This is a genomic window from Sphingomonas antarctica (genome assembly GCF_965137005.1).
Classification (GTDB): Bacteria; Pseudomonadota; Alphaproteobacteria; order Sphingomonadales; family Sphingomonadaceae; genus Sphingomonas_O; species Sphingomonas_O antarctica.
This window is the reverse complement of the sequence record NZ_CBCRXM010000024.1, coordinates 1-12,243: the sequence shown is the minus strand read 5'-3', so window position 1 is coordinate 12,243 and position 12,243 is coordinate 1. Positions and strand designations below refer to the sequence as shown.

Genomic DNA, 12,243 nt, shown 5'->3' with positions numbered 1-12,243 from the left:
CGCGATCGACCAAGTCGTTGCGCGCTGCATAATCCGGGGTCGGCCCGACCTCGTCGATGCCGGTCATCCGGTTGATATACCAGTAAGAGCATTTGGCGGTGCGGTGGGTCGACCGCATATCCTGGCCATAAGCATTGACGCTATTCCAGATAACATAGCGCGTGTTGAACGGACGATCTTGATGGATGGTCATGAGTAGGCTCCTTGATGTGGCCAAACGTGGCCGGTGGTCCAGCAGCGACCTGCTGCAGGATTTCATGGTGGCGATTTTGAGAGTGCGTTGCCGATGGCGGCGCGATTGGTTCGGCGCCTTATCGGCGCTCGATCGTCAGAAAATTTGGCTGGCGAGCCAGTCGGCAAACGCATCGCTCGCCGCGGAAGCATGGCCGTTGCTCTCGGCGAGCCACAGCTGCCAGACCGCGATCGCCTCGCAGCTAACCTGATTGGTCAGGGGGCGCAGCTCGCCGAAGGACCAGGCGCTGGCGATGTGTCCTGCCGACTGCGAGTATAAAGCAATGTGTCGGTCAGCGCAGACGATCGCCAGATCGGGCGCACCCGCGCCCCCATGGCCAATGGCGAGATCGATGCTCGGGCTGGTGACAAGCACCATCAGCCGGTCGAGAAAGTCGCGGCCGATCTCGGCATCGCCGATCGTGGCCGCGTCGATCAACGGAGCAACGACACGATCTGCCAGCTGCCAGCCGATCACGGTTCCGGCTTCGGGCATCAACGGCGTGGCCCAAGCCATCAGGGCGTCTTCGCCGGTGCCCGCGCCGATCGCACGACGCTCGAGAGTAAAGCTCCAATCGCCAGCGTCGTCACGCTTAGCGACCAACATCGCGATCGCGGCGACGATTTTCGCGGCGGGGTGCGCGCTGTCACGAGCGGCAGGCACATCAATGGTCGTGACGGCGAGCGTCACGAAGCAGGTCTTGGTCATGGAATTGTCCCTTGAGTTGACGCGCGTCGTCGCACCGCCGGAAAGCCGGCGGCGTGAGACACGCAATGATTTTTAAGATCCGGGGTAGACCCGGGATTTGCTCAGGTGGTCAGGTGGGAACGGTCAGTGATCAGAATGGGTCGTGACCGCCGAATGCGCGCTCGTCTGCTGCCAGCAGAACGCGGTGCTCCGCTCGCTTAAGCGCGGCGGCCACGTCGCTGGCGACTGCGCGTGGCCTTGCCCATGCGGCGCTGGGACATTTCGCAAATGGCAGCAGGTGCTTGCGCTCGGCGGACGCTTCGATCCATTGTGCGAACGCCGCCAGCGGACGGCTCATCAGCGTCTCGTCGCTGTGCCGCCATGCATGCCACGCCAGCCAGGCGAGGTAAGTCGCCGCGACATCCTCCTCGCAATAGCGCGCGATCGCATCGACGTCGCCGCGCCGCCACAGGTCACCGACATCGCTACCATGCGTGCTGGTCTTGCAGGGGATCTGCAGCCGGTCGCAGATTTCAGCCAAGCCAGGGCGCTTGGTACCACCGTAAAGCGAGTACATTTCGGCAAGGTCGCAATGATCGCGACCGAACCGATGTGCGCGCGCATGCCGCGACAAGCCTTCGAGATCGAAGCGACGCTCGGCGATTGCCCCGAGCTGCAACACGGCCAGATCATAGCCGCGCGTGTTGTACCCGATTGTCGTGGCGCCGCCGGGCATGGCCTTATCAACCGCAGCGTAGAACGCGCTTTCCCGCCCGGGCTTGCAGACGATGCTGTCGAGCCGGAAGTCGTATCTTCCCTCGAGCAACCTCGCCGTTAGGAACGATGCAACGACGGGCCGATGGAGCGGCCATTTAGGGAAGCTGCCGTCGTCGGGCTCGACCTCGACGATGGATTCGATATCGAACACAACAACCTGATCGCCCGAATGCTCGTCGCTCGGGCGTTGCGGGTAGAATGACCGTATTGCATATCTCCTCGAGATGGACGCGCCCGCGGCTGCGGGCACGGATCGAAAGGATGAGAAGAAAAGCAGCTCTGCGCCTGAAGGCGCTTCACCACTTTTTTCCTCCTCACCCTTTCAATCACAACTGCCCTTCCTGAAATTTTTTTTGCGCTGCGCGGCGGTCTGGCTGTGTGCTGGATTTTCCAATCCGGCCGCAGACTGGTCTGTCCGCAGGGGTGGTGCGGCGCATCCCCGCGCATTGCGTCTGCGCCAATGTCGATCGGCTTTGCGTCCGTACGCATCACTTCGCTCCTTCCATGTCAGTTTGCGATGCGGAAACCTCAGTTGAGGACCCGGGGCGCATGCCACGCGGAGACGGCAATCAGCGTCTCGATTGCGGGGCGAAGTCGCCGGACCGAGCGCGTGTTACGGAAGAGGCGCAACAGCATCACCCCGGCTGCCGCTTCGAGTTGAGGCATTGCTGCGGGCGGCAGGCCACGCTCACTTGCGATGTCGCGCCACAAGGCGGCAAGGATCGTCTCGGCATGTTCCGGGCCAGGCCCGGCGACCTCCACCACTTGTACGCAGGATAGCAACGGCGCCGGCAGGTTCACGATGCTGTTCGCCGTCAGGATCCAATTGATGTGACTGAGGTCGATTTCAGCGGCAAGACAGCCGTCAAAAAAGCGGACAGCCGTGGATCGCTCGAGCATGCCAAGCAGCGTGGCGACAGGGTCACCCATATGTCCGGGACAAGCCTTCTCGACTTCGTCGACGATCACCACGGGGTTGGCGGTTCCCGTCCTCTTGATCACGCATGCCGGAAAGCACGGTTGCGCGTGGCGAAATCCCCTCGGGTTGCCAGCCAGTTCGGCATTGGAATTGACACCGGCGAAGCTGAGCACCGCATCGCCGCACCCGGACAGCTCTCCAAGTCTTCTTGCAAAGTGGGTCTTGCCGGCCCCCGGTGGCCCGACCAGCAACATTGGCCGCAACGACAGCCATGGCTGGCCAGCCCAGAGGCTCATCGCTACCTGATCGGCGATTGAATCGATCGCTTCCGCTAGCCATGGCGCCTCGTCGCGCAGCGCCGCCGCAATGCGCGGCTCGCCTCCGATGCGCGATGGTTTAAGCATCGCGCATCCGGCCAGCGGCGTCAGCCTCGTGAGCGGGTCATACAGCGTGCAGACCGAGGGCATGAAATCGCTGTGTTCGAATCCATCCGACGGAATCGAGCGGCATGGGCGAACGAAGGGCTTGCCATCGATGACCTGCATCATGGCCGCACCTGGCCTTTGATTAGCGCGATGACGCGCGTGACGGCGTCGCCTGCCTGACAAGCGTCAACATTAATGCGTGAGGCGCTCGGATTTGCGCGACCATTTAGAGCAACGCATCGTTCGGCGCGCGCCGGATGGGCATCGTGCGATGATAAGCGCGCCTGCGAAGCTAGGCGCAGCTTGCGACCCGCCGACGCGTGGTGGCAAGGCTTTTCGTGTTTATCGGACACATGAACTTCCCCGATTAGCCGCAGCGCGGCTGTTCCGCATGGCGCTGCCGCGCCACGCGGAGCCGTCAGGCTCGGATCAATGCTTCAAGCATTTTTCCATCTGCCTTCTGGCTCTCAGAGCTTCTTCGTATTTATGCTTTCATCAGGCTCGACGCGTGCTCACTCCACGCCTGACGCAACAAAAAGCCAGCAGCAAAAACCGCCATCTCGATCAGAAGTTGGAGGTCAGAATGTGGTACCAGATTGAGTCGATTTCTGCAGTCGCTCGGCGATTTCAGGCCGCATTCATGGTCCCGAGCATATCGATCCGGGTATATCGTCCGATTGCTCGGGCCTTAGGCCGCCGGTGGTAATGTCAGCAAAATCTCACGCTCGGCGCAGGCGATTACCGGATGGGCCTTTCGGCCCCAGGTCTCATCCTTTTTGATCTTGCAGAAGCAGACCAGTTCAGAATTCCAGTACCAAAAGCTCGCCGGGCATGTCGCACATGCCGGATATGGATCGAGTGGCACCAGCGCTTCGACGGCGGCAACCAGCGTGTTCTTTAGCCCAGTCTCGCTGCTGAACGTCGCCAGCGCGGCCTCCAACTTCATTTCCAGTTCGGTCATATCGTCTCTCCTGCTGCTGCGCTCGGCAATCTCGTTGCGCCGGGATAAAGGACCTTATCGTTCCGGCCCGCCGGTTTTCCGGTTGAGCGCCGCCGCTCGCCCGGCGCGCTCCAATTCCTGCTGTCGTCGTGGCTCGACCGGCTTGCTGCTGCGGCTAATATCTCGGTCGCGGGAGCGACCACGTCGAAAATCGCGCGGGTCCCAGTCCTGCTCTGCCACAAAACGCCGGACCCGCGCTAGCAACGCGCTACGTTCATGTTGCGGCATGTCGATGCCGCTCCATCCCCGCACGCGCGGATGGTCGTCGCGTGGTGAAGCATGGGCCTCCTGCCACTGCCGCACCGCATCGCGATACTGCTGGATACGCGGCGAGCGACGCCTCAGCGGCCGCGGCTTCACTTCCACGCCCTGCTGCACTTCAATCCCCAATTCGCGACCAAGTCGGCGCGCCTGCGCGATGAACGCGGCGTCGCCGTGCGCGGCGACCAACCCGTAGCGGGCTTTCGCCAATATCAACGCGGCGCGCAAACCATCGTCCGAGCTGTTGTTGATCCAGATACGGTCTCCGCGTTCGACGAACGTGGGCGCACGAGCAGCATCATCGTCGCGCCAATATTGGACGCATTCTCCGACTTGCACGGCAACAAACCCCCTGGGCAGGTGGGCCTCGCCCGAGCGCAAGCCCCAGGCGATTTCGAGCGAGCAATCGGGCAAACCGATGTCGTCCAGGTGCACGTCGTCCAGAAATGCCGTATCGGCGATCTCGCCGCGCAGATCGCGCAACGCCGGGATACGACTGCGATAGTCGCTATCGATGACCTCTGCACGGCGACCGTACAGGGCCTTCAGCCCTGCGCGCAGCCGCGCGATATCGAGCGGCTCGCCCTGTATGGCAGACAGGTCCGCGCGATGCCCGGCATGTTCGCGCCACATGCGATCGAGCGCCGCCCGGCGCTCGGCTTGTAGGCGGTCGAGCCGCGCCTGGACGGAGCCGTGCAGGGCTTCGGCTTGCTCATCGCGCTTTGCCCAATGCGCTGCCCGCTCGGGGTCGCGGACTCGTGGCACATAAGCCGTGGGCTCGATCGTCGGTTCGCACCAGTCGCCCCAACGGTGAATAAGTTCGTTCCAGCTTAGCTTGCGATCGACGTTCGACAGCTTGACGTGGTGAGCGCCATCGCCGCTCTGGATTTCGCCACCGCTTCCCGCCTTGACGACCTGGGCACCGCGCGGGGCGAGCGCTGCCTGCGCGTCATGCCATGACCCTGCCTCCTCCAAAAGCGCGGCAAGCTCAGTTTGCGCATAGCGCGTAAAACTTTCCAGGCCGGTTTCCGTTTCCCACTGCAGTACCTCGGTTCGGATCGGCGCGCGTCGTTTTGCCGTTGTCGGCACCGGCGCCGTCCGTCGCACCGCGCCATCGACCACCTCGTAACGAAACCCCGGTTCGCGCGCGAACCCACAGGTCTGTTCGACCCGGGCGATCGTGCGTTGCATCGCTTCATGTGACCGGCCCCGGAAGCCGAACGGCGTCGCGCTACCGTCCTCACCCAGCGTCAACACCAGAAGGTGAAGGTGACGATGACCCGTGTCACCGTGCAGCGCCCACAAGATCACACCATCATCACAGCCGAGCTCTTCGGCAAGTACGTGCGCAATCTCGTTGCAATCGTTGGCGTCGGGATTCTCCCCCGCCTGGACCGATCCAACGATGTGGTGTGCTGGCTTCTTCGAGCGGCTGGAACGCTTTGCCATTCTCGCGTGCAGCTCGGCGAGCGCCACATCCCACAATGCTGCGTTGCCGTTTACTCGGGCACCGGTTGCCAGCACGCGCTCCGTCCGGTCATTGGTGCGCGAGCAATCTCTTTCCTTGCGCATATATACGGCAAGCGTCAGACCATATTCTTCAGCCACTGTGCCGTGCTTGGCCGTTTCCATGTACGAGGCCAGCGACCGAACGTAGCGGTGCGCATCCCGCCCTGCCCCCTTGGCCTGCTTCTCGATGATAACCATCGCAGGAAGTTAGCCGACCCTAGCCGACGCGCCAACGCAACCTTGGATGACCATGCGCAACCCTGACGATCGAAGCGCGACAGCGGCGAACATCATGATATCTTCCGAAACACGGATGCGAGAAGCGAAGCGCCGAGCATCCGATCAACGGCTTCACGCCCCCGTGAAGCCCCATCCTGTGTCAAATTTTACCCTCTCAAAAACAAATAGTATCGCAACGTGACACGACAAAACATGACGCGGCGACACATAGTGCAGCACCACGGTGCGCAGCCTAATCCAACAGGAACGCGGGGATCTCAGTCGCGTCATCGAGGACGGGCACACGGCGCGTCGGCAGCAGCGCCGCAGGTGGGAGCTTTCGTTTACAGCGGCGGGCAATTTGGGCCAGCCATGGCAAAGGATCGTCCGACTCCAGGTAATCCCGCATTTCAACTGCGTCGGTAAACCCGAGGGCTTGGGCATAGGCTTCGCTGACACTGTCGCCGCCGTCATCTTTGAACAGGCGTCCGACGAAGGCGAACGGTGTAAGCATGCCGCGCTCGAACGCTGACAAGGAAGAGATACTGCCCCCTTCCTTTGCGCTTGCCTTAACCTTTGCCGCGACCTCGGCGAGGGTCTGATGCGAGGCAAGCCGGGCCGCCCGCGACCGCGCACAGCGTTTCCATGCGTCCGGCTCGTCGAGTTCCCAGCCGGGAACCGGGGGAAGCCCTGACTGCGTCCCATTCCCCTTTCCAAGTACCTCGTTGCGCAGGAGTGCTGCGACCAACCGCATGCTCGGCGTGGTGAGCCCGTTCTCCAGCCGGTCGATGGTCTTGCGCGCCACCCCGACCTTCTTCGCAAGCTGGGCCCTTGACCAGAATTTAGCCTGACGCAGCTCGCGTACCGTGCCGCCGAAGTCAGGCGGAACCGCAGCGCGCGGAAACGGGGTTTTGGGACAGGGCATGACACGGCCATATCACGATTGGACAGGAATGTGGGTCATCTTTCTACAACGCTGATTTAGAAAACCTAAAAAGCTCAGCATGGAAGCCGACGACACGAAACCCCCATATGCGAGCGCAGCTAAGCGGCGTCTGATCGACCTTGCCGACCTTGCGAGTTCGCTTGCCGACCTAGAGCGGCGCGATGCTAATGCACCGCCACGAACCCTCCTCACAACGATGGGGGCGGTCCGTTTACTGGGCGACCTGGTACTCGACCGGCACGATCGTGGCTGGACCGATCCGATGTTGGTCGCGCTGCTCCGCGAACTCGGCGTCGAGATCAGCCCGGAAACGCTCCGGGTTTACCGCGGTCGATTGAAGAAGGAGCGCGGGGAAGAGGCGACTCAATCCGAAGCGCCGGGGCGATCGACGCGAGCGTCTGTCCAACCAACCAAATCTGCAGGCGATACAAACCTTTCGGCCGACCCCGCGCAATCCGATCCGAAGGTGAGCGAAGCGGGAGGCGCAGAGCCGCAGCCATCGGACGGGATTACTGAACAGCCATTCAACCGATCGATCGCGTTCGACGATCGCGTCTGACCGAACTCAACAAGGAGAAGTAGAGTGAAGAATTATAAGCGGATTGCTCTCAATGGCACGAAGAACAAGGGAGGTGCGGGACTATCGACCTCCGTGCTCGCCATCACAACGGTGATGCGGGCAACGGGAGGCGAAGAGTTCGACGTGCTGGCGATCGACGCAGATGGATTTAACCGGACCTTTACCCAGCGCCTGGGACAGCGCGATGCAACTGGCACGCTGCTGCTCGACCAAGATCCCTATAACGGCGTTGCCCCAGCGGACCTGTTCGCTCGCGACGGAGCAGCCCCAATCTTCGAGGCGATCGAGACCGACGCACGCGTCGTTGTCGTCGACACGCCGGCAGGGGGCCTTAAGCAGTCGAAACGCCTGTCTGAAAACCTGACCGCGGGCCACCTCGTCCAGCACTGCCTCGATAACGATCGAACCCCGCTTGTGCTCGTTCCGTTTGGGCCGACCATGGCCTCGATCCGCGGGATCGGCGAGGCGATCGAAACCTTCGGAAGCGACGCCCATATCGTCGCGATCCGCAGCAACGTCGGTGTCGACGAGCGCGACTATCGCCTGTGGAAAACAGATCCTTTCATTGATCGCTATGGTCGCGAAATCGGGGGGCGCACGCGCAAACTGTTCGAGGAGGTCGGCGGACGGCTGATCGAAGCGCCGGCTCTGGCCGCGGGACCAAACGCGATGGCCGAGGCACTCTGCCTCACTTACGGCGAAGCCGCGACCTACAAGGGTCCGAACTGGCAAACCTACGACGGGCTGAACGTCCGTAACTGGCTGAACAGCTGGGTCACGCAATTGCAAACAATCGCGGACTTGCTCGCCATGGAAGATGTGAACTGGAAGGCATTCTGATGCCTATGCCACAAGATGACGCCTCGGACGGTGAATTCATGTCAGCCCGGGCTCTGCTCGAGAGGCTCTATTATGGCCACAGTGCCGAAGTCGAGGCGATCCTCCGCTTCGCCCATACGAATAAGCTCCAAGACGACGATCTAGTATTCCTGCTCGTATCGGTTCTGAAGGGAAATGAGGAACTCGTCCGCTTAATCCTGCAGGCCATCGCAGCGACCGATCGAGTGATCGACAATGCACGAGAATCGGGCGTCGAACTGAACGGCATGGCGCAGCAGCTTGTCGCGCAAATTCAAGCGGCCGCTAACCGTAGCACCGGTAAGCTCAACCTCGCCGCCGATCGTCTGGCCAACACGGTGCGGCAGGTCGAAGATTTGTGCGCTGGGATCATCGTTGCTGGCCAAGACCTCCGCCGGGTCGAGGGGGTGATCGAGCGCGCGGTCGAGCTTCACGAAGGCAAAAACGCGCTCGATAGGCTCATCGATCAGATTCGTAGGCAAGCGCGTGCTGATCTCACCAGTTATCATTCCGAAATCATGGAAGAGCTCTCGCGGCAGGTGCGCCGGGAAGCCTGGGCTATTCACGCATACGGCATGACCGGGATGTTCGCGCTGGCATGCGCAGTGCTGGGGTGGGCGATCGCTCACTAGCGGCATCCGCACCGACAGCAACGCCCGTTGTTGTGCCAAGATGTCAGATGCCATTTATGGGACCGGTCGAGACTGGACTTAACGCGAGGGTTCGAACCCCGCTACGGGCCTCATTCCCTTATTTGGGCAAGGCTTGCCCTCGTGTTGCGCGCAGACAATTCCTCGAACAATATTACGAGATCATCCGCACCAACCGCCAGGGGCTCGCCATAGTCGTCGATTACCTCGGCGTAATCGCTCGGGGTAAGGAAAATCCGGGTTTGGCTTGGGACCGGGTGCAATACAGGATGCGCGCGGTGGGGATACGACAGTCCAACGCCGCGATTATATGTCTTGCCGGCTCTGTCAGAGCAAATGCACTGAACGTTAAGCGAGGCGCTCTAGCGCCACCGAATGCCCCGCCCACGCCAACAAGCATCGCCATTCCGCTACTTCAACTCGTCGCCCGTGATCATCCGCCTGGTGGTGATGATGTACGTCCGCTTCCCGCTGTCGCTGCGGAACGTCGAGGACCTGCTGGCCGAGCGTGGGATCGACATCTGCCATGAGACGGTGCGGCATTGGTGGAACAGGTTCGGCCCAATGTTCGCGGGCGAGGTGCGCCGCCAACGGGTCAGCGCGATGCGCGGGTTCCGGCATTGGCGATGTTGGGGTGGACGGCCCCCGTCGGCATCGATGTGCCATACTGAGGTCGTTGCAAATCTCAGGCAAGGAGGCCGTCCGTGGAACAGATTACCCGCATTGGCATGGATACGTCGAAGCATATTTTCCAGCTGCATGGCGTGAATGCTGCTGAAGAGCCAATTTTACGACGAAAGCTGCGGCGCAAGGATATGGTCACCTTCTTTGCTGGGCTAAAACCAGTGGAGATCGCGATCGAAGCGTGCGGCGCATCTCATCATTGGGCGCGGCTCCTTCAGTCCTTCGGCCACGACGTGAAAATGATCGCGCCTCAACTGGTCAAACCGTACGTGAAGCGCGGCAAGAACGACGCCGCTGATGCCGAAGCACTGTGCGAGGCGATGAGCCGGCCGACGATGCGCTTCGTGCCGGTCAAGACTGCTGAACAGCAGGCTGGTCTGATGCTTATGGGCGTGAGGGATAGCATCTCGCCGAGATCGGGATTATTGCGGCACAAAGCCCAGTTCATGCCCGCGCGCTTGCTGACCTCGTAGGTAATGGCGATGCCTCCATCCCTCAGGCTGTGGCGGGGGCGCTGTTACCTCTGGTCACCCAGCTCGAGCATCTCGATGTCGAGATCAAAGAGGCCGATGCCGCCATCGCCAGGCTGGCCAAGGCCGATCCGGTTGCAAATGCGCTGATGTCGATCCCGGGTATCGGTCCCGTCACTGCCTCGGCGCTGGTTGCCAGCGTTGGTGATCCATCCGGCTTCTCGGGACCACGGCAGTTCGCCGCGTTCCTTGGCCTGGTGCCACGCCAGAACTCGTCGGGCGGCAAGCCCCGGCTTGGGCGCATCTCGAAGATGGGCAATGCCTATCTGAGAAAGCTTCTGGTCGTGGGCGCACACGCCGTACTCTTCCACCGCGCGCGGCACGCCGACCCTCTCCGCTGCTGGGCGCAAAAGCTGATGGAGACCAAGCCGTTCAAACTGGTTGCGGTCGCCATCGCCAACAAGCTTGCCCGCATCGCCTATGCGGTCATGACCACCGGCACATCTTATCGCGCTGCAAAGGCCTGAGTCCCAACTTCACGCCTTGCCATAGCGCTCTATAATCACGGGTGACCATGAGGTGATGCGACTCAACCGGATATAATCTGCCAAGCCCGAGGTGCTGTCTGCGCAACAAAGCGCGACCGACTGAATGGGGCCAGCAGATCAGCGGACAAACATCAGGGCCAGTGGTTAAACCCACACAAAAAGGCCGGAGACATGACCGCACCCGCGACCGTCGCCATGCCAAATATCACCCTTGATCGCAGGGCGCCGTCCAGACATGACAGCACCAGCATGAGCAACCTGTACTGGCTGACGGACGAGCAGATGACGCGGCTGGAGCCGTATTTTCCGAAGAGCCATGGCAGGCCCAGGGTTGATGACCGACGGGTGTTGAGCGGCATCGTTTTCGTCAACCGCAACGGGCTGCGCTGGCGTGATGCGCCCAGGGAGTATGGGCCGCACAAGACGCTCTACAACCGGTGGAAGCGATGGGGCGAGAGAGGCGTGTTCCTGCGCATGATGGAAGGGCTGGCCGCCGCGAGCGCCACGCCCAAGACGATCATGATCGACGCGACTTACCTCAAAGCACACCGCACGGCGTCGAGCCTGCGGGTAAAAAAGGGGGTCTTGGGCGGCTGATCGGTCGCACCAAAGGCGGCATGAACACGAAGCTGCACGCCGTCACCGATGCGAACGGCCGACCGCTCGCTTCTTCATGACCGCTGGGCAGGTCAGCGATTACACCGGCGCTGCAGCGCTCCTCGACGATCTGCCCAAGGCACAATGGCTGCTGGGCGACCGTGGCTACGATGCAGACTGGTACAGGGACGCCCTCCAGGAAAAGGGCATCAAGCCCTGCATTCCCGGTCGAACATCCCGCCTCATACCCATCAAATACGACAAGCGCCGCTACAGAAGCCGCAACCGCATCGAGATCATGTTCGGGCGGCTCAAAGACTGGCGTCGCGTTGCCACCCGCTACGACCGATGCCCGACCGTCTTCTTCTCAGCCATCGCCCTCGCCGCAACAGTCCTCTTCTGGCTCTGATCAACGAGTCCTGAGCCTAAGGCGTTGGTTCAGGGGTTTGGCCTCCCGAATGATCTGATCTCCGGCAGCGTGCTCGGCTTTGATTATACAACCGTCAGTGCCAAAATTGGGATCGGGATCAACGCGATCTACGACGTTTCGACCCAAGTGACCAATAAATATACCAACTATTATTTTTCTGATTTGGTGCAGATCTACAATTCTGACACGAAGAAATGGAGCGACGCGCGCGACCACGTCACACTTGGCGATGAGCAGTCGCTGGTCTTGCGCACAGTGACGCCAACGACATCATTGACCATGCCAGTGCTCACCAGCCTTGCATCGACGACTGCCACACTCAAAATTGCGTTAGAGCGGATTCCGTTCAGTCTGGATCATAACCGCACGAACTGAAGTAATTGGCGCATTCGGTGGGCTGGAAGATATCGACGAGCCTGCCGATCAGGTCCCACAGGCCCAAGACGGTTCG

At 61.4% G+C, this 12,243-nt stretch carries 12 protein-coding genes and 5 pseudogenes; 9 read left to right on the top strand and 8 right to left on the bottom strand.

Annotated elements, in window-relative coordinates; genetic code table 11:
* The 7 genes and pseudogenes from ACM9ME_RS15000 to ACM9ME_RS14970 form a co-directional block, all read right to left on the bottom strand.
* Nucleotides 1–193: pseudogene (locus ACM9ME_RS15000) on the bottom strand (MobA/MobL family protein); the annotation flags it as partial.
* A 135-nt stretch (nt 194–328) separates the two neighbouring features.
* Entirely contained in the window at nt 329–940 is a 612-nt protein-coding gene (locus tag ACM9ME_RS14995) for a hypothetical protein (protein WP_415644268.1), read from the bottom strand.
* Between the two features lie 130 nt (nt 941–1,070).
* Nucleotides 1,071–1,847, bottom strand: coding sequence for a 3'-5' exonuclease family protein (locus ACM9ME_RS14990; protein WP_415644267.1), 777 nt, complete (start codon nt 1,845–1,847; stop codon nt 1,071–1,073).
* Nucleotides 1,848–2,224: 377 nt separating this feature from the next.
* The gene (locus tag ACM9ME_RS14985; protein ID WP_415644266.1) at nt 2,225–3,163 is read right to left on the bottom strand and encodes an AAA family ATPase; all 939 of its coding nucleotides are present in this window, start codon (nt 3,161–3,163) and stop codon (nt 2,225–2,227) included.
* 565 nt (nt 3,164–3,728) lie between these two features.
* On the bottom strand, nt 3,729–4,001 hold the full coding sequence (locus tag ACM9ME_RS14980) for a hypothetical protein (protein ID WP_415644265.1): 273 nt from the start codon (nt 3,999–4,001) through the stop codon (nt 3,729–3,731).
* Between the two features lie 54 nt (nt 4,002–4,055).
* Entirely contained in the window at nt 4,056–6,008 is a 1,953-nt protein-coding gene (locus ACM9ME_RS14975; protein WP_415644264.1) for a relaxase/mobilization nuclease domain-containing protein, read from the bottom strand.
* Between the two features lie 274 nt (nt 6,009–6,282).
* Nucleotides 6,283–6,954: a helix-turn-helix domain-containing protein gene (locus tag ACM9ME_RS14970; protein ID WP_415644263.1), complete on the bottom strand. Its 672-nt coding sequence runs from the start codon at nt 6,952–6,954 to the stop codon at nt 6,283–6,285.
* Nucleotides 6,955–7,033: 79 nt separating this feature from the next.
* Here ACM9ME_RS14970 and ACM9ME_RS14965 point away from each other — a divergent pair, with 79 nt between their 5' ends.
* The 9 genes and pseudogenes from ACM9ME_RS14965 (at nt 7,034) to ACM9ME_RS14935 (ending at nt 12,167) form a co-directional block, all read left to right on the top strand.
* Nucleotides 7,034–7,534: a hypothetical protein gene (locus ACM9ME_RS14965; protein WP_415644262.1), complete on the top strand. Its 501-nt coding sequence runs from the start codon at nt 7,034–7,036 to the stop codon at nt 7,532–7,534.
* Nucleotides 7,535–7,678: 144 nt separating this feature from the next.
* Entirely contained in the window at nt 7,679–8,395 is a 717-nt protein-coding gene (locus tag ACM9ME_RS14960; protein WP_415644261.1) for a hypothetical protein, read from the top strand.
* Nucleotides 8,395–9,045 (top strand): hypothetical protein, encoded by a 651-nt coding sequence (locus tag ACM9ME_RS14955; RefSeq protein WP_415644260.1) that lies wholly within the window; start codon nt 8,395–8,397, stop codon nt 9,043–9,045. The genes ACM9ME_RS14960 and ACM9ME_RS14955 overlap by 1 nt, the downstream gene beginning before the upstream one ends.
* 393 nt (nt 9,046–9,438) lie before the next feature.
* Nucleotides 9,439–9,690: pseudogene (locus ACM9ME_RS15500) on the top strand (IS6 family transposase); the annotation flags it as partial.
* 77 nt (nt 9,691–9,767) lie between these two features.
* Nucleotides 9,768–10,202 (top strand): annotated as a pseudogene (locus ACM9ME_RS15495) (IS110 family transposase); the annotation flags it as partial.
* Nucleotides 10,163–10,744, top strand: coding sequence for an IS110 family RNA-guided transposase (locus ACM9ME_RS15490; protein WP_462933489.1), 582 nt, complete (start codon nt 10,163–10,165; stop codon nt 10,742–10,744). The pseudogene ACM9ME_RS15495 and the gene ACM9ME_RS15490, both read left to right, overlap by 40 nt.
* 192 nt (nt 10,745–10,936) lie before the next feature.
* Nucleotides 10,937–11,362, top strand: a complete 426-nt coding sequence (locus ACM9ME_RS14945) for a transposase (RefSeq protein WP_415644259.1) — start codon at nt 10,937–10,939, stop codon at nt 11,360–11,362.
* 55 nt (nt 11,363–11,417) lie between these two features.
* Nucleotides 11,418–11,771: pseudogene (locus ACM9ME_RS14940) on the top strand (IS5 family transposase); the annotation flags it as partial.
* A gap of 24 nt (nt 11,772–11,795) precedes the next feature.
* A complete protein-coding gene (locus ACM9ME_RS14935; RefSeq protein WP_415644258.1) occupies nt 11,796–12,167 on the top strand; it encodes a hypothetical protein in 372 nt (123 codons plus the stop codon).
* On the opposite strand, the pseudogene ACM9ME_RS14930 reads toward ACM9ME_RS14935, so the two are convergent.
* Nucleotides 12,139–12,243: pseudogene (locus tag ACM9ME_RS14930) on the bottom strand (IS630 family transposase); the annotation flags it as partial. The gene ACM9ME_RS14935 and the pseudogene ACM9ME_RS14930 overlap by 29 nt on opposite strands.

Excerpts from the sequence above, each read along its gene's own strand:
- ACM9ME_RS14955 (WP_415644260.1), top strand. The coding sequence starts at position 8,395 with ATGCCTATGCCACAAGATGACGCCTCGGACGGTGAATTCATGTCAGCC.
- ACM9ME_RS14965 (WP_415644262.1), top strand. The coding sequence starts at position 7,034 with ATGGAAGCCGACGACACGAAACCCCCATATGCGAGCGCAGCTAAGCGG.
- ACM9ME_RS14945 (WP_415644259.1), top strand. The coding sequence starts at position 10,937 with ATGACCGCACCCGCGACCGTCGCCATGCCAAATATCACCCTTGATCGC.
- ACM9ME_RS14995 (WP_415644268.1), bottom strand. The coding sequence starts at position 940 with ATGACCAAGACCTGCTTCGTGACGCTCGCCGTCACGACCATTGATGTG.
- ACM9ME_RS14970 (WP_415644263.1), bottom strand. The coding sequence starts at position 6,954 with ATGCCCTGTCCCAAAACCCCGTTTCCGCGCGCTGCGGTTCCGCCTGAC.
- ACM9ME_RS14980 (WP_415644265.1), bottom strand. The coding sequence starts at position 4,001 with ATGACCGAACTGGAAATGAAGTTGGAGGCCGCGCTGGCGACGTTCAGC.
- ACM9ME_RS14985 (WP_415644266.1), bottom strand. The coding sequence starts at position 3,163 with ATGATGCAGGTCATCGATGGCAAGCCCTTCGTTCGCCCATGCCGCTCG.
- ACM9ME_RS14975 (WP_415644264.1), bottom strand. The coding sequence starts at position 6,008 with ATGGTTATCATCGAGAAGCAGGCCAAGGGGGCAGGGCGGGATGCGCAC.